23 protein-coding genes are annotated in these 20,642 nt (G+C 61.1%); 11 read left to right on the top strand and 12 right to left on the bottom strand.

Annotated features, from left to right (window positions below; genetic code table 11):
• On the bottom strand, positions 1–806 hold an 806-nt coding region (locus tag WBB95_RS24195; RefSeq protein WP_424489853.1), incomplete at its 3' end, for an AlgP family protein.
• Positions 807–998: 192 nt separating this feature from the next.
• On the opposite strand from WBB95_RS24195, the gene WBB95_RS24190 reads away from it, so the two are divergent.
• Complete coding sequence (locus WBB95_RS24190) at positions 999–1,676, top strand: FKBP-type peptidyl-prolyl cis-trans isomerase (protein ID WP_424489852.1); 678 nt, start codon at positions 999–1,001, stop codon at positions 1,674–1,676.
• Positions 1,677–1,729: 53 nt separating this feature from the next.
• On the opposite strand, the gene rsd is transcribed toward WBB95_RS24190, so the two are convergent.
• From rsd to WBB95_RS24155, 7 genes are all read right to left on the bottom strand, one after another.
• The gene (rsd, locus tag WBB95_RS24185; protein WP_424489851.1) at positions 1,730–2,188 is read right to left on the bottom strand and encodes a sigma D regulator; all 459 of its coding nucleotides are present in this window, start codon (positions 2,186–2,188) and stop codon (positions 1,730–1,732) included.
• 209 nt (positions 2,189–2,397) lie between these two features.
• Positions 2,398–2,919 (bottom strand): disulfide bond formation protein B, encoded by a 522-nt coding sequence (locus WBB95_RS24180; RefSeq protein ID WP_424489850.1) that lies wholly within the window; start codon positions 2,917–2,919, stop codon positions 2,398–2,400.
• Positions 2,920–3,154: 235 nt separating this feature from the next.
• Complete coding sequence (locus tag WBB95_RS24175; protein WP_424489849.1) at positions 3,155–4,396, bottom strand: heme biosynthesis protein HemY; 1,242 nt, start codon at positions 4,394–4,396, stop codon at positions 3,155–3,157.
• A gap of 5 nt (positions 4,397–4,401) precedes the next feature.
• Positions 4,402–5,517 (bottom strand): uroporphyrinogen-III C-methyltransferase, encoded by a 1,116-nt coding sequence (locus tag WBB95_RS24170; protein WP_424489848.1) that lies wholly within the window; start codon positions 5,515–5,517, stop codon positions 4,402–4,404.
• Between the two features lie 41 nt (positions 5,518–5,558).
• Positions 5,559–6,308: a uroporphyrinogen-III synthase gene (locus tag WBB95_RS24165; RefSeq protein WP_424489847.1), complete on the bottom strand. Its 750-nt coding sequence runs from the start codon at positions 6,306–6,308 to the stop codon at positions 5,559–5,561.
• On the bottom strand, positions 6,305–7,246 hold the full coding sequence (gene hemC / locus WBB95_RS24160; protein ID WP_424489846.1) for a hydroxymethylbilane synthase: 942 nt from the start codon (positions 7,244–7,246) through the stop codon (positions 6,305–6,307). The genes WBB95_RS24165 and hemC overlap by 4 nt, the downstream gene beginning before the upstream one ends.
• Before the next feature lie 138 nt (positions 7,247–7,384).
• On the bottom strand, positions 7,385–8,131 hold the full coding sequence (locus WBB95_RS24155) for a LytR/AlgR family response regulator transcription factor (protein ID WP_424489845.1): 747 nt from the start codon (positions 8,129–8,131) through the stop codon (positions 7,385–7,387).
• Between the two features lie 503 nt (positions 8,132–8,634).
• Between WBB95_RS24155 and argH the strand changes: the two genes are divergently transcribed.
• A complete protein-coding gene (argH, locus tag WBB95_RS24150) occupies positions 8,635–10,029 on the top strand; it encodes an argininosuccinate lyase (protein ID WP_424489844.1) in 1,395 nt (464 codons plus the stop codon).
• A 111-nt stretch (positions 10,030–10,140) separates the two neighbouring features.
• On the opposite strand, the gene WBB95_RS24145 is transcribed toward argH, so the two are convergent.
• A complete protein-coding gene (locus tag WBB95_RS24145) occupies positions 10,141–10,800 on the bottom strand; it encodes a glutathione S-transferase family protein (protein WP_424489843.1) in 660 nt (219 codons plus the stop codon).
• A 124-nt stretch (positions 10,801–10,924) separates the two neighbouring features.
• Here WBB95_RS24145 and WBB95_RS24140 point away from each other — a divergent pair, with 124 nt between their 5' ends.
• From WBB95_RS24140 to WBB95_RS24130, 3 genes are all read left to right on the top strand, one after another.
• Positions 10,925–11,209 (top strand): hypothetical protein, encoded by a 285-nt coding sequence (locus WBB95_RS24140; protein ID WP_103734172.1) that lies wholly within the window; start codon positions 10,925–10,927, stop codon positions 11,207–11,209.
• A 152-nt stretch (positions 11,210–11,361) separates the two neighbouring features.
• Entirely contained in the window at positions 11,362–11,616 is a 255-nt protein-coding gene (locus WBB95_RS24135) for a TIGR02647 family protein (RefSeq protein WP_424489842.1), read from the top strand.
• Positions 11,617–11,784: 168 nt separating this feature from the next.
• The gene (locus WBB95_RS24130; protein WP_424489841.1) at positions 11,785–14,625 is read left to right on the top strand and encodes a class I adenylate cyclase; all 2,841 of its coding nucleotides are present in this window, start codon (positions 11,785–11,787) and stop codon (positions 14,623–14,625) included.
• 11 nt (positions 14,626–14,636) lie between these two features.
• On the opposite strand, the gene rnk is transcribed toward WBB95_RS24130, so the two are convergent.
• The 3 genes from rnk to cyaY form a co-directional block, all read right to left on the bottom strand.
• Entirely contained in the window at positions 14,637–15,050 is a 414-nt protein-coding gene (gene rnk, locus WBB95_RS24125) for a nucleoside diphosphate kinase regulator (protein ID WP_424489840.1), read from the bottom strand.
• Between the two features lie 131 nt (positions 15,051–15,181).
• A complete protein-coding gene (locus tag WBB95_RS24120) occupies positions 15,182–15,400 on the bottom strand; it encodes a DUF1289 domain-containing protein (RefSeq protein ID WP_015886498.1) in 219 nt (72 codons plus the stop codon).
• Between the two features lie 2 nt (positions 15,401–15,402).
• A complete protein-coding gene (gene cyaY, locus WBB95_RS24115; protein WP_424489839.1) occupies positions 15,403–15,735 on the bottom strand; it encodes an iron donor protein CyaY in 333 nt (110 codons plus the stop codon).
• 238 nt (positions 15,736–15,973) lie between these two features.
• Between cyaY and lptM the strand changes: the two genes are divergently transcribed.
• Genes lptM through WBB95_RS24085 form a run of 6 tightly spaced genes read left to right on the top strand, consistent with a single transcriptional unit; the run spans position 15,974 to position 20,550 of the window.
• Positions 15,974–16,135, top strand: a complete 162-nt coding sequence (gene lptM, locus WBB95_RS24110) for an LPS translocon maturation chaperone LptM (protein WP_074851643.1) — start codon at positions 15,974–15,976, stop codon at positions 16,133–16,135.
• Positions 16,136–16,144: 9 nt separating this feature from the next.
• Positions 16,145–17,392, top strand: coding sequence for a diaminopimelate decarboxylase (lysA, locus tag WBB95_RS24105; protein ID WP_424489838.1), 1,248 nt, complete (start codon positions 16,145–16,147; stop codon positions 17,390–17,392).
• A gap of 3 nt (positions 17,393–17,395) precedes the next feature.
• A complete protein-coding gene (gene dapF / locus WBB95_RS24100) occupies positions 17,396–18,226 on the top strand; it encodes a diaminopimelate epimerase (RefSeq protein ID WP_424489837.1) in 831 nt (276 codons plus the stop codon).
• Positions 18,227–18,239: 13 nt separating this feature from the next.
• A complete protein-coding gene (locus tag WBB95_RS24095) occupies positions 18,240–18,956 on the top strand; it encodes a DUF484 family protein (RefSeq protein WP_424489836.1) in 717 nt (238 codons plus the stop codon).
• 2 nt (positions 18,957–18,958) lie between these two features.
• Positions 18,959–19,858 (top strand): tyrosine recombinase XerC, encoded by a 900-nt coding sequence (gene xerC, locus WBB95_RS24090; RefSeq protein WP_424489835.1) that lies wholly within the window; start codon positions 18,959–18,961, stop codon positions 19,856–19,858.
• A complete protein-coding gene (locus tag WBB95_RS24085) occupies positions 19,855–20,550 on the top strand; it encodes an HAD family hydrolase (RefSeq protein ID WP_424489834.1) in 696 nt (231 codons plus the stop codon). Before xerC ends, WBB95_RS24085 begins: the two co-directional genes overlap by 4 nt.
• Positions 20,551–20,642: the final 92 nt, after the last annotated feature.

The following is a 20,642-nucleotide window of genomic DNA, read 5'->3' as shown; positions in this document are numbered from 1 at the left end:
GCGGCTGGTTTCGCAGCAGCGGTTTTGGCAGCTGGCTTGGCGGCTGGTTTCGCAGCAGCGGTTTTAGCAGCTGGCTTGGCGGCTGGTTTCGCAGCAGCGGTTTTAGCAGCTGGCTTGGCGGCTGGTTTTGCAGCAGCGGTTTTGGCAGCTGGCTTGGCGGCTGGTTTTGCAGCAGCGGTTTTAGCAACTGGCTTGGCGGCTGGTTTCGCAGCAGCGGTTTTAGCAACTGGCTTGGCGGCTGGTTTCGCAGCAGCGGTTTTGGCAGCTGGCTTGGCGGCTGGTTTTGCAGCAGTTTTGGCAACTGGCTTGGCGGCGGACTTGGCTGCAGCTTTAGCGGGGGCCTTGGCAGCCACGGCTTTGCTCGCTGGTTTTTTCGCCGCGCTCGCTGCAACTGCTTTTGCTGGCGTACGAGCGCCCAGCACTTTCGCGACAGCTTCCTTCACACGACCAACGCCCTGGGCCAGTTTCAGGCTTTCCTGGGCATCTTTTTTGAGTTGGGAAATGTAGGTGCGGGTTTCAGCTTGGCGATCCTTGAGGGCATCCAGCAGGTCCTCAAGTTCTTTGACGGCGTCTTTGGCTTTGGCTTGAGCCTTGGCCTTGCCGGCAGTGGCGGCGCCTTGCAGTTTGGTGCGGGATTTGTGCAGCTTTTCTTGCGCTTTACCGCGTTGTTTTTCCAGTTTGGCGAGCAGTTTTTCTGCATCAGCCAAGGCTTGGGAACACGCGCTTTCCAGATGTTCGAGCAAGCTGCCCGAAAGTTGTTGGAGTAAGTGCAACGGGGTATTAACAGGCTTCTGTTTGGCCGACATGGTTTACCTCCTGGCTGACGTGGGTGCGGCTCATACTAGCCCTCTGCTCTTACCGCCGCTAGGGCATGTTGACAGTATCGTTTGCCTTGCGTTGCACCGTGAGAAAATTCTTATCGATATAACCAAAAACCACGGCACTTTTTACGTACTCACACTGGCATAATCCGTCGCACTTTCGGCGGGAGAATGCCCATGTCGCGTTACCTTTTTCTAGTGCTTGGCTTGGCGATTTCAGTCGCCAATGCGGGCGAGCAAACGCCGTCCAACACCCCTACCCAAGACCCGCACGACCTCGCCTACAGCCTGGGTGCGAGCCTTGGCGAACGCTTGCGCCAGGAAGTCCCCGACCTGCAGCTGCAGGCATTGCTCGACGGTCTCAAGCAAGCTTATCAAGGCAAGCCACTGGCGCTGGACAATGCACGTATCGAGCAGATTCTCGCGCAACACGAAGCACAGAGCGCAGCCGATGCTCAGGCCCCGCAAAGCGAAAAAGCACTCGCCGCCGAGCAGCAATTTTTAACCAAGGAAAAAGCCGCCGCCGGCGTGCGTGAATTGGCGGATGGCATCCTGCTTACCGAGTTGTCGCCCGGCACTGGCAGCACGCCGTTGGCCAGTGATGAGGTGCAGGTAAAATACGTGGGACGCTTGCCCGACGGGACCGTCTTCGACAAGAGCACACAGCCGCAATGGTTTCGGCTGGACAGTGTGATCAGCGGCTGGAGCAGCGCGCTGCAACAAATGCCGGTCGGTGCGAAATGGCGTCTGGTGATTCCATCAGCTCAGGCTTACGGGGCCGACGGTGCCGGCGAGCTGATCCCGCCGTATACGCCGCTGGTATTCGAGATCGAATTGCTCGGCACCCGCCACTGACCGAATAAAAAACGGTGCGCCATGCGCACCGTTTTTTTACTCGCCAGCACAGGTCAAACCTGGGTGGCGGACTCTTCCTTGTGGGCATTGTGCAGCACTTCGATCAGGCAATCTTCCAGCTCGAAACGCTCGTGAAGCAACCCGCCCAGCTCTTTGAATTTCTCCGCAACACAATTGCCGGCATCACACAGGTCGGTGAACGCCAGCAGCTTTTCGGTGATGACATCGATGCGCGGGTAAAGGGTCTCTGCCAGGTCCAGACCACGCTGATCGTCAAAAGCTTCCGCCTCTTTGGTCAGTTGCTCGTAGACGCCGAAATGACCAGCAGACAGGTAGTCCACCAACACCCCACAAAATTCCTGCAACGGTTCGCGATTCTCAGCCAGCGTCTCGGGCTTGGCGCCGAGAGCATCAAAGGCCCGAACCAGTTCGTGACGTGCCTTCAACCAGCTGTCGATCAGCTTGTGCACCCCACCCCAGCGTTCCTGAGCATTCTGACAACTTTCCAGCATGGTGATCTCTCTTCCCTATAGGGGGCGCTGCCGCCTGTGCCCGCGCAACACTTCAAGGATAAAGCGGCAGCCGGACACGGCCGCATCTGACGAACGTTTTCAATAACGCGTGCGGGCCAGATTATGCCCGCATGACTATGGCTTCAAGGTACGCAGGAGAGAAAGTTCATACAAGTGTTTAATCCTGTCCTACAGACCAATACGTGTTTTTAGTGCCGCACAAGCTCTAAACGACGGCTCATCAGCGACTGTGAAAACTGCATGACGCCCAGGATCAGCATTGCCAGGAAGAACAACAGGCTCCACTCGGGAAGACTCAGGTCGAACAGCGTCCAATTGATATCGACGCAATCCACAGTGCCTTTGACTGTAGATTGCAGCGCCTGCCAAAGCGACAGGTTTTCAATCATGTATTGCAGGCTGGGCCAACAATCCGTGGCCTGTTCCGGCGCGGCATTTTGTAGCAGCACTTGACGCACTGCCGTGATGGCGCCGAGCAACGCACAGCCCATGCTCGCCAGCCCATAGAGGTAGGCAACCGTGCGCTTTGCGCTGTGAATGGCCGCAAGCAGATTGATCAGCGTGAAGGTCGCCAGATAGATGCGCTGCATCTGGCACAGGAAACAAGGACGCAGCAGGGCGCCGTATTCCAGATAAAAAGATGCACCCAACGTCAGCGCACCAGCGATGAACGCCAGGAAAAACAGGGAGCGTGATGGGGCGAGAGACATTTTTATCCGTACCGCAAGAGACAGGCCATTACGGTAGAGGAAAGGCCTGACTCCTTTCAATACGCACTGGCGCAGACATTTCCGCGAGAGCATAGAGATATGCCGTCAGAACCTGGATGACTTCGAGCAGCCGGCAGTAGGAATTTACTACGCCGGGCTTTAGACCCCAGCATTTGCAGGCTAACGAAGGCTGGGCTTCAGAAGTGTCTGAGCCAGCCCTCGCTTTTTTCCTACTTCAAACCCGTGCAGGCACGGGCAAGGGCGAAGCCAGCAGACGGCTGTCCAACAGGCCCAGGCCTTCCTGGAACAACTGGTTGCTGCGTTCAGTGTCACCCAACTGCGCCAGCAAACGCGCCAGCTCGGCACAGGCTTCAGGATTGCGCTGAACCTGCAGGCTGCTCTCGAGGTAATCCCGCGCCTTGCCCCACAGGCTGTTTTGCAGGCAAAGACGACCGAGGGTCAGCAGCAGGCTTGCGTCACCGGCATGTTCCTTGAGCCACCCTTCGGCAAATTTCAACTGCCGGGCCTGGTCGCTGCCACGCAGCAAACCATACAGCCGGATCAGGTGGCTGTCATAACCTCGCTTGATTGCCCCGCGCAGCACTTCCTCGGCTTTCGCATCCGCACCCAGCCGACGCAGCTGCTCAGCGTACGCCAACACCAGTTGTGGCTCTTGGCGTTGCGCGGAAGTCAGTTGCTCCCACGCCCGATCAAGGGACTGCAGCCCCGCCTCGCCCTGCTCTTCGCGCTGGGCGGCCAAGCCGAGATTTTCACCCCAGGCTCGGCGCTCCAGTTCGGCCAACTCGGCAGCAGGAAGCACTTTGTCTTTGCGCAGCTCGGGCAACAAGCGAATCACCGACGACCAATCGCCTCGCTGCTGGTGCAGGCGCTGCAACTGGCGCAAGACTTGCGGGTTATGCGGATGACGCTCATGCATGGCCTGCAACGTGACCAGGGCGCCGTCCGTGTCGCCACGGTCCATTTGCAATTGCGCATGGCTCAAGGCGACGGCCAGCTCCGCCTGGGGCTGACGCTCCAAGGCACGCTCCAGCAAACCGTCAGACTCTTCATAACGGCCTTGTTCATTGGCGGCACGCGCCGCGCCGAGGTAGTACAGCAAGGGTTGGCGCTCGGCCTCGGCAGCACGGTGCAAGTGGCGCTCGGCGCTGGCCCAGCGGCCTTCGGCGAGGTCCATCTGGCCTTGTTCGATCGCGACCTGCACACGACGGCTACGGTTGCGCCGCGACCACGGGTTGACCACGCCACCGGAGGTGGTGACCAGGCTCAGCAGCACTCGGATCAGGTAGATCGCCAGGCCGACGGCAAGCACCGCCACCAGCGTGGCCCACAGGCTCGACTCGTAATGCAGCAAATGGGGATAGGTAATCAGCACGTAGCCGGTGTGCTTGGAAATGCCCACGGCCAGCGCGAGGGCGATTGCAATCGCCAGCACCAGGATCACATAGAAACGCTTCATCAGCTCTACTCCTGGGTCGCCGGCGTGCCCGCCGACGCCTTGGCTTCATCGGCAGACAGATGGCGGCGCTCAAGGTAGGCCTGCACCGCGGCCAAGCTGGCGGCCAGGTCCGGAGTCACCACGGAGACGGCCTTGGGCTCAAGCTCGGCGATACGCGCCAGCATGGCCTTGCTCTGCGGGTTGTCCTGGTTGAAATTGTCTTGCAGCACACTGCGCGCTTCACCCAGCGAGCGGCTGTACACCGCCGTTTCGCCATTGAGCGCGGCCCATTGCGCTTGCTCCAGGGCCAGGCTCAGGGCCAGGCGTACCTGGTTCAAGCCTTGGCCGGCAAGCAGTGGGCGAATGTTGTCGTCCGGGTTGAAGTCGATGCGGAAGTAGCGGGAAATCTGCTCCCACCATTGGCTCAGACGGTTCTCCGTATCGGCAGTCGGGCGCCCGTCGGCCGCTGGTTCGGTGAGCTGGTATTCAGGGGCAATGGCCGCCAGTTGCACGACCTGATCACGCAGCGCGGCCAATTGCAGATACAGCCCGGTGCGGTCCGGCTGCTCGGTGCTGCGCAACGCGGCAAGGCTCTTGGCCAGTTGCTCGCGGGCGGCGTAGGAACCCGGATCACTTTGCTCGCGAAGAATCTCATCGGCGCCCTGCACCAGCGACTGCGCACTGTTGATGTCTTGCAGCGCGGACAAACGCAAGCTGGCCAGACGGATCAAGTGCTCGGCCTCAGCCAGGCGCCAGTCCTGGCGGCTGGCACCCAACACGGTCTCCAGACGCTGGCTCAAACGCTGCTGGTCACCCTGCAATTGAGCAACCAGACGGCGGCGCTCTTCCAACTCGTCCGCTGCAGGCAACTGCGCCAGGCGTGCAGCCAGCTGTTGCTGGCTCTGCTTGAGGGACTGGGACTGGTCATCGAGGGTCTGCACCTGGCCCAGCTGTTGCTGACTGCTGGCTTGCAGGGCGCGGACCTGCCAGATCCCCCAACCGCCGGCGGCAACACCGGCGGCGCCGAGCAACAGGGCGATGATTGCCAGGCCATTGCCACGGCGTGGCGCGGTGACCGGTGACTCAACCGGCGCATCGAGTGCGGGTTGGGTTTCATCTTTAGGCAAGGCTGTTTCGCTCACGTATCCGTCCTTTGCGTATCAGAGAGTGGGAGCGGCCTGCCTCATGAGGCAGTGCTGCGCAACGCCACTAACAAAGCCGCGGCACTCGCGCCACGACAGTCCACAACTTTTTCTGCGCCTGCGGCCCGCGCCATTTCATAAACACGCGGGCTGGGCACGAACAACGGCAGCTGCGCCACCTGCGGCCAATCGGCGCCGGCCAGGGCCTTCAGGTGTAAAAAACCCTGCCCACTGCTGACCACCAGGCCGTTCAAGCGTTCCAACTGGATGCGTTGCACCAGCGTCCCGGCGTCGTACGCCGGAAGGAGGCGACGATACAACTCCAGATAGTCGACACTAGCACCTTGCTCGCGCAAACGCTCAGCCAGCAGCTCCCGGCCACCCTCGCCGCGCAGGATCAGCACCCGCGCACCGGGGCGTGCGACAGCCTCGCGCAACGCCGGCACTGCAAGCAAGGCCTCGCTGTCGTCGCCGGTCAGCGGGCAGTGAACGCTGAGGCCTTGCTCAGCCAATACGTGCGCGGTGGCGGCGCCGACGCTGAACCACGGCAACTGCGCCCAGGTTTGATCCAAATGTTGCAAAGCCAGGCGCGCGGCGGGCTTGCTCACCACGATGACCGCGCAATAGCGGCTCAGGTCAGCTAGCACAGCCTGTTGCTCAGGCGTGCTCGGCAGGGCTTCGATGGCCAGCAACGGCAGGCTGCTGCTGAAAATGCCGGCGTTGGACAACGACGCCGCCAGGGCCATCGATTCCTCGGCAGGCCGCGTCAGCAGCACACGCCATGGGGTCACTGCGGGCCGGCCTCGCCGTAGACTTTCTGCAGGATGGCGCCAGCGCCTTTTTCCAGCAGTTCTTCCGCTACCTGGATGCCCAGGGCCGTGGCGTCATGCTGTGGACCACGGACCTCGGCGGTCAGCAGCAAGCCGCCGTCCGGGTCACCGACCAGACCGCGCAGCCAGAGGTTTTCGCCTTCGAGCACGGCGTAGCAGGCAATCGGTACTTGGCAGCCGCCATTGAGGTGTTTGTTCAACGCTCGTTCGGCCGTGACGCGGACTTCGGTGTCGGCGTGATCAAGAGGCTTGAGCAATGCGTGGATTTCGCTGTCGGCGGTGCGGCATTCAATGCCGACTGCGCCCTGCCCGCCGGCCGGTAAGCTGTCTTCGACGCTGATCGCCGAGGTGATACGGTCTTCGAAGCCCAAGCGAATCAAGCCGGCGGCAGCGAGGATGATCGCGTCATATTCGCCCGCGTCCAGCTTGGCCAGGCGGGTGTTGACGTTGCCGCGCAGGAAGCGGATTTGCAGGTCCGGACGACGGGTCAGCAACTGCGCCTGGCGACGCAGGCTGGAGGTGCCGACGATGCTGCCCAGAGGCAGTTCATCCAGGGAGGCATAGGTGTTGGAAACGAAGGCGTCGCGCGGGTCTTCACGCTCGCAGATGCAGTACAGGCCCAGGCCTTCGGGGAAGTCCATGGGCACGTCTTTCATCGAATGCACGGCGATGTCGGCTTCGTTTTCCAGTAGCGCGGTTTCCAATTCCTTGACGAACAAGCCCTTGCCGCCGATTTTCGACAGTGGCGAGTCGAGCAGCTTGTCGCCGCGACTGACCATGGGCACCAGGGAAACCTTCAGGCCCGGGTGAGCCTGTTCAAGGCGTGCTTTGACGTATTCGGCCTGCCACAAGGCCAAGGCGCTTTTACGGGTGGCGATGCGGATTTCGCGAGAGGACATGGATCAATCCGTACTGAATAGATACGGCAGATAATAACAGCTCAGGCAAACACGCTTTGATTTGAATCAGCAAGTACGAGGCCTCCCTGGCCGCATCGCACCGGGATAAAGATTGCTGGCCCCGCCGCAGCCCTTGGGCTAAAGCTGCTGCATCATCTTGCGCACACCGGCGACATGGCGTCGGCTGACGATCAAGGCGTCGCCATTAAGCCCTTTCAAGAACAACTGAAAGTGCCCAAGAGGCGTGCGCTGAAGGCGCTCTATTCGCTCACGGGCCACCAGCGCGTTGCGGTGAATGCGTACGAAGCGGTCGCCGAATTCGTCCTCAAGGGCCTTGAGCGGCTCATCGAGCAATACTTCGCCAGCCTCGTGCCGCAGGGTCACGTACTTGTGGTCGGCAATGAAATAGACCACCTGGTTCAGGGGAATCAGCTCGATGCCTTTGCGGGTCCGCGCACTGATATGGCTGCGCGGGCCGTTGCCACTTTGGGCGGCAGGCTGGGTCAGCGCGGCGAGTTGGACGCGGTTGGGGCGTTCGGCTTTTTTCAGGGCTTTGAGCAACGCATCACCCGTTACCGGCTTGAGCAGGAAGGCGACGCCACTCTCTTCAAGCGTCTGCTCGGGAAACTCATCCGGTGCGGCGCACAGGACCACGGCAGGAGGTGATTCACGTTCACTCAGGCGGGCAGCGACTTGCAGGCCATCAAGGCCCGGCAGACGGATATCAAGCAACACCACATCTGGCTTGAGGCTGTCGATCAGCGTCAACGCCTCTTCACCCGTGGTGGCGCTCGGTTCAAGGACTGAATACCCCTCAAGCTCACTGACCAAACGGCTCAGTCGCTCGCGGGCTTGGGGTTCGTCATCAACGATCAGGACATTCATATTGCGCTGGATTCCTGCGTGAGTCTCGCACAAGGATAGCGTAGACAGGTGCGGTGACTTGCGTCACAGCGATCCACGCTAAGACTAGCGCGAGCGGTAAAAAGTGCCCCGAGAGCAGCACCCAAATTTACCCGGACCTGTTCAATAACGCCCAAGACCTGCAGCCTTCTCGCATTGTCGTAGGGTTTGCTGATACACAATCCGAATACCCCCCTTTTTTAATGGATAGTCTGGGCTATGACCGCATCACCCGACTTTGGTGCATTCACACACTATCAGTCCAACTGTAGACGCTCGCTGAGACGATATTGCTGATTCGTCAAATATCGTATCAATAAGCCCCTGCTTGCAGTCTCTTCCGGGACGCGGTCGGCGGCAAGGCACTTAGCCATCCTTTGCACAAATAAAAATGCCGACCACCCGCAGCACCGCCTCCCCGGGCAACCCTGTTATTATCGGCGGCACACCTCCACGCCTCTTTTAAGCAGATCACGAGCGAATCCATGAGCACCGACAAGACCAACCAGTCCTGGGGCGGCCGCTTCAGTGAACCCGTCGACGCCTTCGTCGCCCGCTTCACCGCCTCCGTCACTTTCGACCAGCGCCTGTACCGCCACGACATCATGGGCTCCATCGCCCATGCCACGATGCTGGCCAAGGTCGGCGTGCTGACCGACGCCGAGCGCGACAGCATCATCGACGGCCTGACCACCATTCGCGGTGAGATCGAAGCCGGTACGTTCGACTGGCGTGTCGACCTGGAAGACGTGCACATGAATATCGAGGCCCGCCTCACCGATCGCATCGGTGTGACCGGCAAGAAACTGCACACCGGTCGCAGCCGCAACGACCAGGTGGCCACCGATATCCGCCTGTGGCTGCGCGACGAAATCGACCTGATCCTGGGCGAAATCACCCGCCTGCAAAAAGGTCTGCTGGAACAGGCCGAGCGTGAATCGGGCACCATCATGCCCGGCTTCACCCACCTGCAAACCGCACAGCCTGTGACGTTTGGCCACCATCTGCTGGCTTGGTTCGAAATGCTCAGCCGTGACTACGAACGTTTGGTGGATTGCCGCAAGCGTGCCAACCGCATGCCCTTGGGCAGCGCCGCGCTGGCGGGTACCACCTACCCGATCGACCGCGAATACACCGCGCAACTGCTGGGTTTCGACGCCGTGGGCGGCAACTCGCTGGATGGCGTGTCGGACCGTGACTTCGCCATCGAATTCTGCGCCGCGGCCAGCATTGCGATGATGCACCTGTCGCGCTTCTCCGAAGAGCTGGTGCTGTGGACCAGCGCACAATTCCAGTTCATCGACCTGCCGGACCGCTTCTGCACCGGCAGCTCGATCATGCCGCAAAAGAAAAACCCCGACGTGCCGGAACTGGTGCGTGGCAAAAGCGGACGTGTATTCGGCGCGCTGATGGGCCTGTTGACCCTGATGAAAGGCCAACCCCTGGCCTACAACAAGGACAACCAGGAAGACAAAGAGCCACTGTTCGACGCCGCCGATACGCTGCGCGACTCGCTGCGTGCCTTTGCCGACATGATTCCGGCGATCAAGCCCAAGCACGCGATCATGCGTGAAGCGGCCTTGCGCGGTTTCTCCACCGCGACTGACCTGGCGGACTACCTGGTGCGCCGTGGCCTGCCGTTCCGTGACTGCCACGAAATCGTCGGCCACGCTGTGAAATACGGCGTGGAGAGCGGCAAGGACCTGGCGGAAATGAGCCTGGAAGAACTGCGTCAGTTCAGCGACCAGATCGAGCAGGACGTGTTTGCCGTGCTGACCCTGGAAGGTTCGGTGAATGCCCGTGACCATATCGGCGGCACTGCACCGGCTCAAGTGAAGGCTGCCGTGGTTCGCGGCCAGGAATTGCTCGCCAGCCGCTAAAAGCTTCGCAGGCAAGCCAGCTCCTACAGTCGACCGAGTTCCACCCGTGGAATGCAATCAAATGTGGGAGCCGGGCTTGCCCGTGATGGCGTCACCTCAGACGCCGAAAACCTATTTTTTCGCCGCCACCATCGCCATAAACGCCGGCATCGCCGCCTCTCTGTCTGCCGCCACTTTCTGGGCGTTGGGCATGGCATGCAGTCGTTCCAGCAACGCCTTGGCCGCCGGCATATCAGCCAACAGGTCCAGGCCGAACAGCTTTTCACCCACCGCACAGGCCAGGTTCACGCTGTACATGAAGTACAAATCCGCAATCGTGAAGTTTTCCCCGGCCACATAGGGCGCGAACTTGCCATGTCGACCCAATGACCCGAACCCCAGCAGCAACTCAGCCTTGGCTTTCTGCTTGATCGCCTCCGGTACCGGCATGCCGAAAAACGCTTCGGCAAAACACGCGCGCGCAGGCAGCTCGATATACAGCTCGATTTCCCGGCACAACGCCAGCACCTGGGCGCGCTGAAACGGCTCGCCCGGCAGCAACGCAGGCCCCTCTTGCGTGTGCTCTATGTACTCAAGGATCACGCTGGTTTCGTTGATAAAACCCTGTTTGACGCCCAGCACCGGCACCTTGCCGCGCGGGCTAACCGCCAGGGCTTCAGCAGTCTGGCCCGCGTAAAACGGCACTTCTTCAAACGGCAGCCCTTTCTCCAGCAGCGCCAGTTTGACCATGTTGTAGTAGTTGCTGACCGAAAATCCGTAGAGCTTGAGCATTGCAAATGCCTCCAGGCCGGGTGGGGTTGGCTGCAAGAGTTATAGATCCGAAGGCCCGACCTGACCAGCAGCATCACCCGCCTGAATGGGCGTAGACTGGCGGCCTTTCCTTGAGGAGCCTGCCATGAGCGAGCCAACCGATATCGACAACGACGAAGAAGAATTCACCGAAAGTACGCTGACCCAGGCCATCGAAAACCAGATCGAAAGCGATAACCCGCCTGCCGCCAAAGCCACTTTCAACAAGCTGACCCTGGTGGGTTACGAGCGTGAGGACATCCTGAACCTCATGGCCCACGTACTCGCCGTAGAAATCGACAAGATGCTGGAAGAAGACCGCGCCTTCGATACCCAATGGTATGAAACAGCGCTGCGCGCCTTGCCTGAACTGCCGCCTGAGAACAACTGAATCGAGCACCCTTGTGGCCTGGAAGCACACTTCCTCGCCACAAACCTGCGCCATATCAAGACCCAAGAGTTTCCCGCTGGACAGCTCGGCAAAGTGCGTTCACCTTATGCCCTGCTAGCCTCTAATAAATTCTTAGAAAGTTTGGAGTCCTTATGTCGTATACCCCTGAATTGGTTGCCGAACTGGAAATCCTTGCACTCTTCAACCTGGGCAGCTCCCAGGAAGGTCTGAAAGTCCACCAGACCGCCGCGCCCACTGCCATCGCCGCTGCCAAGCGTCTGTTCGAGAAAAAACTGATCGACCAGCAAGACGGCGGCTACCTGACCAGCCTTGGCCGGGACGCTGCAGAGCAGGCTCAAACCCTGCTGACCATCTTGACCACTGCTACTACCAAAGAAGCTGCCTGACACCTGATACCGCCCATGGAGTCCGCCTTTTGCGGATTCCGGGGGCGTTGCTGTGGCCGTCGCAAAATTCTGACGTCAAAAACCATTTCCCTCTAAACCTCCTACGCTTCTGTCTGTAAACTCCTACACGGCCGCCCACGTCGGGCCCTGCGAGCCACCGAGTTCGACATGACCCGCACCCATGAAATCCGCCCCGACCTGGACGAAGGCATCGACCGCAAGGTGCTGGCCCAGTTGCGCGCGCGCTTCATGGCTCTGAATGAAGGCCGCATGGCCCGGGCTGCCGAGGGGCTGACGCCACGCCAGCAGAGCGTGTTGACGCTGCTGCCACTGTTTTTCCACGTTAATCACCCGCTGTTGCCCGGCTATGTGTCGAGCAGCACGCCGGCCGGGCTGTCGAACTTCGAACCCGACGCCCAGGCGCTCACCGAAGCTCAGCGCCTGACCCGCTCGTTCTCCTACAAGCCGCGTCACGGCAACCCTCCGCGCCCCATCCACGGCCTGTTCCTGATGGGCAGCCTCGGCACCCTGGCCCAGGCGGACCAGAGCGACATGGACGTGTGGGTGTGCCATGCGCCGGACCTGGGCGAGGCCGAACTGGCCGAACTGCGCAAGAAATGCCAACTGCTGGAAGCGTGGGCCCTGACGATGGGCGCCGAGGCGCACTTCTTCCTGATCGAGCCGACGCGCTTTGTGCTGGGCGAGCGCGACACACAACTGAGCTCCGAAGACTGCGGCACCACCCAGCATTATTTGTTACTGGATGAGTTCTATCGCACCGCTATCTGGCTGGCCGGGCGCACGCCGATCTGGTGGCTGGTGCCGGTGTACGAAGAAACCCGCTACGCCGAATTCACCCACACGCTGATCTCCAAGCGCTTTATCCGCGCCGATGAAACCCTCGACCTCGGCCACCTGGCCCACATTCCGCCGGGAGAATTCATCGGCGCTGGTTTGTGGCAACTGTTCAAGGGCATTGAGTCACCCTACAAATCGGTACTCAAGCTGCTGCTCACCGAGGTCTACGCCAGCGAACACCCGAACGTGCACTGCTTGAGCCTGCGCTTCAAGCGGGCGGTGTTCGCCAACCACGTGGACCTGGATGAGCTGGACCCGTACATCGTGGTCTACCGCCGCATTGAGGAATACCTCAAGGCACGCAACGAGCCGGAACGCCTGGAACTGGTACGGCGCAGCCTGTACCTGAAGGTCAACCGCAAGCTCAGTGCCGGTCAGCGCACCGCCAGTTGGCAGCGCTTGCTCTTGGAACGCCTGGCCCATGAATGGGGCTGGGACCCGCGTCAACTGGCCTTGCTGGACAGCCGCAGCCAATGGAAAGTGCGCCAGGTCGCCTCGGAGCGTCGCGCGTTGGTCACTGAGCTGAATTACAGCTACAGGTTTCTGACCCAGTTCGCCCGCAACGAGCAAACCGCCAGCCTGATCAACAAACGCGACCTCAACGTGCTGGGCCGCCGCCTATATGCAGCCTTCGAACGCAAGGCCGGCAAGGTCGAGTTCATCAACCCCGGCATTGCCCCGGATCTGGCTGAAGACACCCTGACGTTGGTGCAATCCCCCAACCGCAAAGAGCCGGGCCAGCACCACTGGGGGCTGTACAACGGCAGCCTCACGGCCCTGGAGTGGGAACACTTTGCGCCGATCAAGCGCAGCCGCGACCTGCTGGAAATGCTCACCTGGTGCCACCGCAACGGCGTGATTGATAGCAGCACCCGCTTGGCGCTGCACCCCGGCGTCAGCGACATGACCGAATTCGAGCTGTTCAACCTGCTGGGCAGCCTGCAACAGACCATCACCCTGCCCCTGGCCAGCGTCGATGAGGAACGCCTGTTGCGCTCGGCGGTGCCGGAAGAGGTGTTGTTGCTGATCAACGTCGGCGTCGACCCGCTCAAGCATCACCGCGACTTGAACATCCTGATGACGACCGAGCGCACTGACTCCCTGAGTTACGCCGGGGTGCGCGACAATCTGGTCCTGACCCTGGATCAGGTCACGCTCAACAGCTGGAACGAGGTGCTCGTCAGCCGCTACGACGGCCCTCACGCGCTGCTCGATTGCCTGCGCGACTACCTCAACCAGTTGCCGTCGGACCACTTGCCCCGCTTGCGAGTGCGCTGTTTCTGTCACAACCGTGCGCAGTTCATTGCGCAGCGCGTGGAGGAAGTATTCGACACCGCGCAAAACCTGCTGCTCGGCCAAGCCAATCACCGCTACCTGCTTCAGGTGCAGCAGCATTACCACGTGATGGAGTTGATGCCGGGCCAGGCGACCCACGTGTCACTGCCGACCCAGGACGCGCTGATTGCCTACCTCAGCGAAGAGCTGGCGGCGTATAGCCCGTTGCACCTTGACGCCATGGCGCTTGAAGACCACGACCTGGCGCTGTTGCTGCCGATGGGCCTGGCCGAATGTGTGCAGGTGTTTTACCGGGTCAACGAAGGCGTTGCCGAGCTCTATGTGCTGGATGAATTCAACGCGCTCTGGCAGCAACGCTTGCCGTTTCATGATGAGCAGAGCCTGCTCGCGCCGTTGCAGCGCTTCCTGCAGTCGATCCTCTATCGCCGGGAAGCGCTGGCGCCCCTCGACACAGCGCTGCCACTGGGCGAAGTACAGATCTTGTATTACCAGCTGTTACCGTCGGGCAGCCTGCGCGCACGCGGCATCGAGCCGCGGCCGGCGCCTTCGACCCCGGCCAACAAAGCGTTTTATGACGTGCAGGCGATTATCGGCAAGGCTGCACCGGGCCAGGTGGGCATTACCCTGTACTGCAATCAGCGAGAGTTTTCCGAACTGGAATTTGGCGACCAGCTGTTTGCCGTGGTCGCCCGGGAGATCGTCGGGCAACGTCGGGAACCCGAGCGCTACCGCTGCTACATCACCGACCTGGACTTGTCCGGACTGCTCGGTGACGTACAAAGCCCGAGCAATCTGTATTTGCGCTACAAGGCCGAACTGGAGCTGTCGCTCAACGAAGCGTTGAGCCAGATTTAGATCGGCGCTTGTTACAGAGCAAACGCGCCGCCATCTTTCGGCTGGCCTTCAACGCTGAGCAATTCGAGCTTGAGGGTCTTGCCGCCCGGCGCTGGCCAGTCGATGTGCTGGCCAACCTGCAAACCGAGCAAGGCGCTGCCCACCGGGGCGAGGATCGAAATCTTGCCTTCGTCGGCGTTGGCGTCCTTGGGGTAAACCAGGGTCAGGTGATAGTCCTTGCCACTGCCTTGCTCACGGCAATGCACGCTGGAATTCATGGTCACGACACTGGCAGGTACTTCATCGTGACCCACCACGTCTTCGGCGCGGTCGAGTTCGGCTTGCAACGCTTCGACGCCGGGAAACTCGTCGCCCAAGCGGTCGATCAGTTGCTCCAGACGCTGCACGTCAAGACGGGTAAGAATGATGGAAGGTGCGGTGGTCATGATTCAGGCAGACTCCTTTTTTCTGCACAAAAAAGCAAAACCCCGCCAGGAAAAGGCGGGGTTCTCACGGGCCTCGATGAGTTGAGGCGTACCCGGACACTACCACAGCGTCACAAATAAACAAGACGACCTCAGGCGTGCGCCCTGCGCTGCTCGGCCTCGGCACAAATCACCCGGCGCCGGGCATCATCGGCGGAGCGCCATTCGCGGATGTCTTCCACATGACGGAAGCAGCCGAGGCAGACTTTCTGCTCATCCAGGCGACACAAACTGATACAAGGTGACGGCACCGCCGGGCTGACATTGCTGAACAGTGGCTTGGGCGGGCGTACAGGTGCAGGTTGAGTCACGATCAGATCTCGTCGAAGTCCAGCTCTTCGCCGGCTTGTTCCAGGACCAGGCGCGCAAGCATTTCGCCCAACAGCTCTTCGCTTTTGTCGCACTGCCATTTGCCGCTTTCTTCGTCGTAGTCGAAGTGAATGCCGCCCGAGCGCGCGGCCAGCCACAGCTGACGCAGCGGCTCCTGGCGACTGAAGATCAGTTGGGTGCCGTTTTCGAACTTGACGGTCAGCACGCCGGCCGAGTTTTCCAGGTCCACGTCCAGGCCGCTGTCGTCGAAAATATCTTCCAGGGCCTGCTGGGTCGAATCCACCAGGTCGTGAAAACGGGCTTCGGTCAAACTCATTGTGGCAACCTCAAAAGTGTCTGGTTTTGCTCAAGCGCCGCACGATACGGGCGAGCCCCGCCGATTGCAAAGGATACCGATTTCATCTGCGATGGCTGCATGAAAAATCCTCAGCTAGCGTAGCCTGCTTCCCAACTATCTCGGCAAACCCCCGCCGGACGGGTATTCCAGCGCATAGGCAAGCTGGCGGGTGGTCGGTATACTCGGGCGCAATTAATGCATATTCAAGGATTTCGCCATGAAGCGCCTGATCTCTTCCCTTGCTGCGCTCGTCGCGGTCGCTTGCCTCGTTAGTGCCTGTGGTCAAAAAGGCCCTCTGTACCTGCCCGATGACAGCAAAGACCCGAATGACCAGGCGCAAACGTCGCAATCCAAAGCGCACAAGCACGACACCTACTAAGGGAAACCCATGGACGCTTTTAACTACCGGGACGGCGAGCTGTTCGCGGAAGGCGTGGCGCTGTCCGCGATTGCCCAGCGCTTTGGCACCCCGACCTATGTGTACTCCCGTGCGCACATCGAAGCTCAATACCGCTCTTTCACCGACCCGCTGAACGGCGTCCCACACTTGGTGTGCTACGCGGTCAAGGCCAACTCCAACCTGGGTGTACTGAATGTCCTGGCGCGTCTCGGCGCTGGTTTTGACATCGTTTCCCGTGGCGAGCTGGAACGTGTACTGGCCGCCGGCGGCAAGGCTGACAAGATCGTGTTCTCCGGTGTCGGCAAGAGCCGCGAAGACATGCGCCGCGCCCTCGAAGTCGGCGTGCATTGCTTCAACGTCGAATCCACCGACGAGCTGGAGCGCCTGCAGGTGGTTGCCGCCGAGATGGGCGTTCGCGCGCCGATCTCCCTGCGCGTCAACCCGGACGTCGACGCCGGCACCCACCCGTACATTTCCACCGGTCTCAAAGAGAACAAGTTCGGCATCGCCATTGCTGACGCCGAGGACGTGTACATCCGCGCCGCGCAGTTGCCGAACCTCGAAGTGCTGGGGGTCGACTGCCATATCGGCTCGCAACTGACCACGCTGCCGCCGTTCCTCGATGCCCTCGACCGCCTGCTGGCCTTGATCGATCGCCTGGGTGACTGCGGCATCTACCTGCAGCACATCGATCTCGGTGGCGGTGTGGGCGTGCGTTATCGCGATGAAGAGCCGCCGCTGATCGCCGACTACATTCAGGCAGTGCGCGAGCGTACCGAAGGCCGCGGCCTGACCCTGATGTTCGAGCCAGGCCGTTATATCGTCGCCAACGCCAGCGTGCTGCTGACCCAGGTCGAGTACCTCAAGCACACCGAACACAAGGATTTCGCCATCGTCGATGCGGCGATGAACGACCTGATCCGCCCGGCGCTGTATCAGGCCTGGATGGATGTCACGGCCGTGGTGCCTCGTGAGGGCGCTGGCCGCACTTATGACATCGTCGGCCCGATCTGCGAGACCGGCGACTTCCTGGCCAAGGAACGTCAGTTGGCCCTGGAAGAAGGCGACCTGCTGGCCGTGCATTCGGCCGGTGCCTACGGGTTTGTCATGAGCTCCAACTACAACACCCGCGGCCGTGCCGCCGAGGTGCTGGTGGACGGTGATCAAGCGTTTGAAGTGCGTCGCCGCGAGACGGTAGCCGAGTTGTATGCTGGCGAAAGCCTGCTGCCGGAGTAAGCCATGCTGCTGCGTTTTACCAAGATGCACGGGCTGGGCAATGATTTCATGGTCCTGGACCTGGTCAGCCAGCACGCGCACATCCTGCCCAAACACGCCAAACAGTGGGGCGACCGTCACACCGGCATTGGTTTTGACCAATTGCTGCTGGTCGAGGCGCCGAGCAACCCGGAGGTGGATTTCCGTTACCGGATCTTCAACTCCGACGGTTCCGAAGTGGAACAGTGCGGCAACGGTGCGCGCTGCTTCGCGCGCTTCGTGCTGGACAAGCGCCTGACTGCCAAGCGCCAGATTCGCGTCGAGACCAAAAGCGGCGTGATCGAACTGGATATCCGCAGCGACGGCCAGATCAGCGTCAACATGGGCGCGCCACGCCTGGTGCCGGCGGACATTCCGTTCCAGGCCACCGAGCAGGCCACACGCTACGCGCTGGACGTTGATGGCAAGAGCGTGGACATCGCCGCCGTGTCGATGGGCAACCCCCATGCCGTGCTGCGCGTTGACGACATCAACAATGCCCCGGTGCACGAGCTGGGGCCGAAGATCGAACATCACCCGCGCTTTCCGGCACGGGTCAATGTGGGCTTCCTGCAGGTGATCGACCGTTCCCGCGCGCAATTGCGCGTGTGGGAGCGCGGCGCCGGCGAAACCCAGGCCTGCGGTACCGGTGCTTGCGCCGCTGCCGTGGCTGCAATCAGCCAGGGGTGGATGGATTCGCCCCTGCTGATCGACCTGCCTGGTGGACGCTTGTCCATCGAATGGGCAGGCCCTGGCCACCCGGTGCTGATGACCGGGCCGGCCTCGCGTGTATACGAAGGACAGGTCCGTCTATGAGTGAGCCCAGCTAATGACCGATAAGCCTCAAGTACCCGCCCAAGCATCCTCGACCGACAGTCTGGAGGCCGCTGCAGTCGCGGCGTACCTTGAGGCTAATCCGGACTTCTTCGTCGAACACGAAGAACTGCTGCCGGCCCTGCGCATTCCTCACCAGCGCGGCGACACCGTGTCGCTGGTGGAGCGGCAGATGAAAATCCTGCGTGAGCGCAATATCGAAATGCGCCACCGGCTCTCGCAGTTGATGGACGTAGCCCGCGACAACGACCGTCTTTTCGACAAGACTCGCCGCCTGATTCTGACGCTGATGGACGCCACCAGCCTGGAAGAAACCGTGATCGCCGTGGAAGACAGCCTGCGCCAGGACTTCCAGGTGCCCTTTGTCAGCCTGATCCTGTTCAGCGACAACCCGATGCCGGTGGGCCGCTGGGTCAGCGGCAGCGATGCCCAAACCGCCATTGGCGGCTTGCTGTCGGAAGGCAAAACCATCAGTGGCACGTTGCGTGAGCACGAACTGGACTTTTTGTTTGGTGCCGAACAGCGCCAACAGATCGGTTCCACCGCCGTGGTCGCCCTCAGCCATCAGGGCCTGCACGGCGTGTTGGCCATCGCCAGCCGCGATCCGCAGCACTATAAAAGCTCAGTCGGCACGCTGTTTTTGACCTACATCGCCGAAGTGCTGGGCCGCGTCCTGCCACGCTTCACCACCGCCCTGCGCGCGGTGCGCTAGTCATGGAACGGCAACTGGACGCTTACTGCGCTCACCTGCGCAACGAGCGCCAGGTGTCACCCCATACCCTGGAAGCCTATCGACGGGACTTGAACAAGGTCCTGGCGTACTGCGAAAAACACCAGATCAGCAGTTGGAAGGCTTTGGATATCCAGAGCCTGCGCAGCCTGATCGCGCGCCTGCACCAGTCGGGCCAGTCTTCGCGCAGCCTGTCGCGCCTGCTGTCGGCGGTGCGTGGCCTCTACCACTATCTCAACCGTGAAGGCCTGTGCGACCACGACCCGGCCAATGGCCTGGCTCCGCCCAAAGGTGAACGGCGCCTGCCCAAGACCCTCGACACCGATCGCGCCCTGCAACTGCTCGATGGGGCCGTCGAGGATGACTTCCTGGCCCATCGCGACCAGGCAATCCTAGAGCTGTTTTATTCCTCAGGCTTGCGCTTGTCGGAGCTGACGGGCCTGAACCTGGACCAGCTCGACCTGGCAGATGGCCTGGTGCAAGTACTCGGCAAGGGCAGCAAGACCCGCGTACTGCCGGTGGGCCGCAAGGCCCGGGAGGCCTTGCAACTGTGGCTGCCACTGCGCCTGTTGACCAACCCGGCGGACGACGCGGTGTTTGTCAGCCAACAAGGCCGGCGTCTTGGTCCTCGGGCGATTCAAGTACGGGTCAAGGCCGCCGGCGAGCGCGAACTGGGGCAAAACCTGCACCCGCATATGCTGCGGCACTCCTTTGCCAGCCATATGCTGGAATCGTCCCAGGACCTGCGCGCCGTACAGGAACTGCTCGGCCACTCCGATATCAAGACCACGCAGATCTACACCCACCTCGACTTCCAGCACCTCGCAACGGTGTACGACAGCGCCCATCCACGGGCCAAACGCATCAAGGGCGGCGACTCATGAGTATCAAGCTGATCACCTTCGACCTGGACGACACGCTCTGGGACAACGTACCCGTCATCATCAGCGCCGAAGCGTCGATGCGTGAATGGCTGGCGGTACATGCCACCAAGGTCGGCGACCTGCCTCTGGAGCATTTCGCCAGCCTGCGCCAGCAAGTGCTGGAGCGTCACCCTGAGCTCAAATACCGCATCAGCATGTTGCGCCACCGCGTGTTGATGCATGCGTTTGAGGAGGCCGGTTATCCACAGCCCGAAGCCACGGAAATGGCTGACGTGTGCTACGAGGCGTTCATTCATGCGCGGCACCAGCTCACCCCATTTCCCGAAGCAGAGCCCATGTTGCAGGCGCTGCGCCAGCACTTCCTGCTGGGCGTGATCACCAACGGCAACGCCGACGTGCAGCGTGTGGGCCTGGCGGATTACTTCCACTTTGCCCTGCGCGCCGAAGACATCGGCATCGCCAAACCGGATGCGCGCTTGTTTCAAGAAGCGTTGCAACGTGGGGGTGTGGATGCCAGCCAGGCGGTGCACATCGGCGATCATCCCGGCGATGACATCGCCGGGGCGCAACAGGCGGGGCTGCGCGCGGTGTGGTTCAACCCGACGGGCAAGGCGTGGGAGGCGGATAAGCGCCCGGACGCAGAGATTCGCAACCTGACGGAGCTGCCGCCGTTGCTGCGCAGTTGGCAGTAAGACAACTCCCGCAACACTGAAACTCCAATGTGGGAGCTGGCTTGCCTGCGATAGCGGTGGGTCAGACTGCACATCGCTCACGGGTAAACCGC

The organism is Pseudomonas sp. (genome assembly GCF_049645325.1).
Classification (GTDB): domain Bacteria; phylum Pseudomonadota; class Gammaproteobacteria; order Pseudomonadales; family Pseudomonadaceae; genus Aquipseudomonas.
The sequence above is the reverse complement of the archived record's forward strand: the minus strand, read 5'-3'. Positions and strand labels throughout refer to the sequence as shown.

Excerpts from the sequence above, each read along its gene's own strand:
- WBB95_RS24155 (WP_424489845.1), bottom strand. The coding sequence starts at position 8,131 with ATGAATGTCCTGATCGTTGATGACGAACCCCAAGCCCGCGAGCGACTG.
- hemC (WP_424489846.1), bottom strand. The coding sequence starts at position 7,246 with ATGTCCTCTCGCGAAATCCGCATCGCCACCCGTAAAAGCGCCTTGGCC.
- WBB95_RS24180 (WP_424489850.1), bottom strand. The coding sequence starts at position 2,919 with ATGTCTCTCGCCCCATCACGCTCCCTGTTTTTCCTGGCGTTCATCGCT.
- argH (WP_424489844.1), top strand. The coding sequence starts at position 8,635 with ATGAGCACCGACAAGACCAACCAGTCCTGGGGCGGCCGCTTCAGTGAA.
- WBB95_RS24135 (WP_424489842.1), top strand. The coding sequence starts at position 11,362 with ATGTCGTATACCCCTGAATTGGTTGCCGAACTGGAAATCCTTGCACTC.
- lptM (WP_074851643.1), top strand. The coding sequence starts at position 15,974 with ATGAAGCGCCTGATCTCTTCCCTTGCTGCGCTCGTCGCGGTCGCTTGC.
- WBB95_RS24175 (WP_424489849.1), bottom strand. The coding sequence starts at position 4,396 with ATGAAGCGTTTCTATGTGATCCTGGTGCTGGCGATTGCAATCGCCCTC.
- lysA (WP_424489838.1), top strand. The coding sequence starts at position 16,145 with ATGGACGCTTTTAACTACCGGGACGGCGAGCTGTTCGCGGAAGGCGTG.
- WBB95_RS24130 (WP_424489841.1), top strand. The coding sequence starts at position 11,785 with ATGACCCGCACCCATGAAATCCGCCCCGACCTGGACGAAGGCATCGAC.
- WBB95_RS24190 (WP_424489852.1), top strand. The coding sequence starts at position 999 with ATGTCGCGTTACCTTTTTCTAGTGCTTGGCTTGGCGATTTCAGTCGCC.
- WBB95_RS24095 (WP_424489836.1), top strand. The coding sequence starts at position 18,240 with ATGACCGATAAGCCTCAAGTACCCGCCCAAGCATCCTCGACCGACAGT.
- cyaY (WP_424489839.1), bottom strand. The coding sequence starts at position 15,735 with ATGAGTTTGACCGAAGCCCGTTTTCACGACCTGGTGGATTCGACCCAG.
- rnk (WP_424489840.1), bottom strand. The coding sequence starts at position 15,050 with ATGACCACCGCACCTTCCATCATTCTTACCCGTCTTGACGTGCAGCGT.
- xerC (WP_424489835.1), top strand. The coding sequence starts at position 18,959 with ATGGAACGGCAACTGGACGCTTACTGCGCTCACCTGCGCAACGAGCGC.
- rsd (WP_424489851.1), bottom strand. The coding sequence starts at position 2,188 with ATGCTGGAAAGTTGTCAGAATGCTCAGGAACGCTGGGGTGGGGTGCAC.
- WBB95_RS24085 (WP_424489834.1), top strand. The coding sequence starts at position 19,855 with ATGAGTATCAAGCTGATCACCTTCGACCTGGACGACACGCTCTGGGAC.
- WBB95_RS24140 (WP_103734172.1), top strand. The coding sequence starts at position 10,925 with ATGAGCGAGCCAACCGATATCGACAACGACGAAGAAGAATTCACCGAA.
- WBB95_RS24145 (WP_424489843.1), bottom strand. The coding sequence starts at position 10,800 with ATGCTCAAGCTCTACGGATTTTCGGTCAGCAACTACTACAACATGGTC.
- dapF (WP_424489837.1), top strand. The coding sequence starts at position 17,396 with ATGCTGCTGCGTTTTACCAAGATGCACGGGCTGGGCAATGATTTCATG.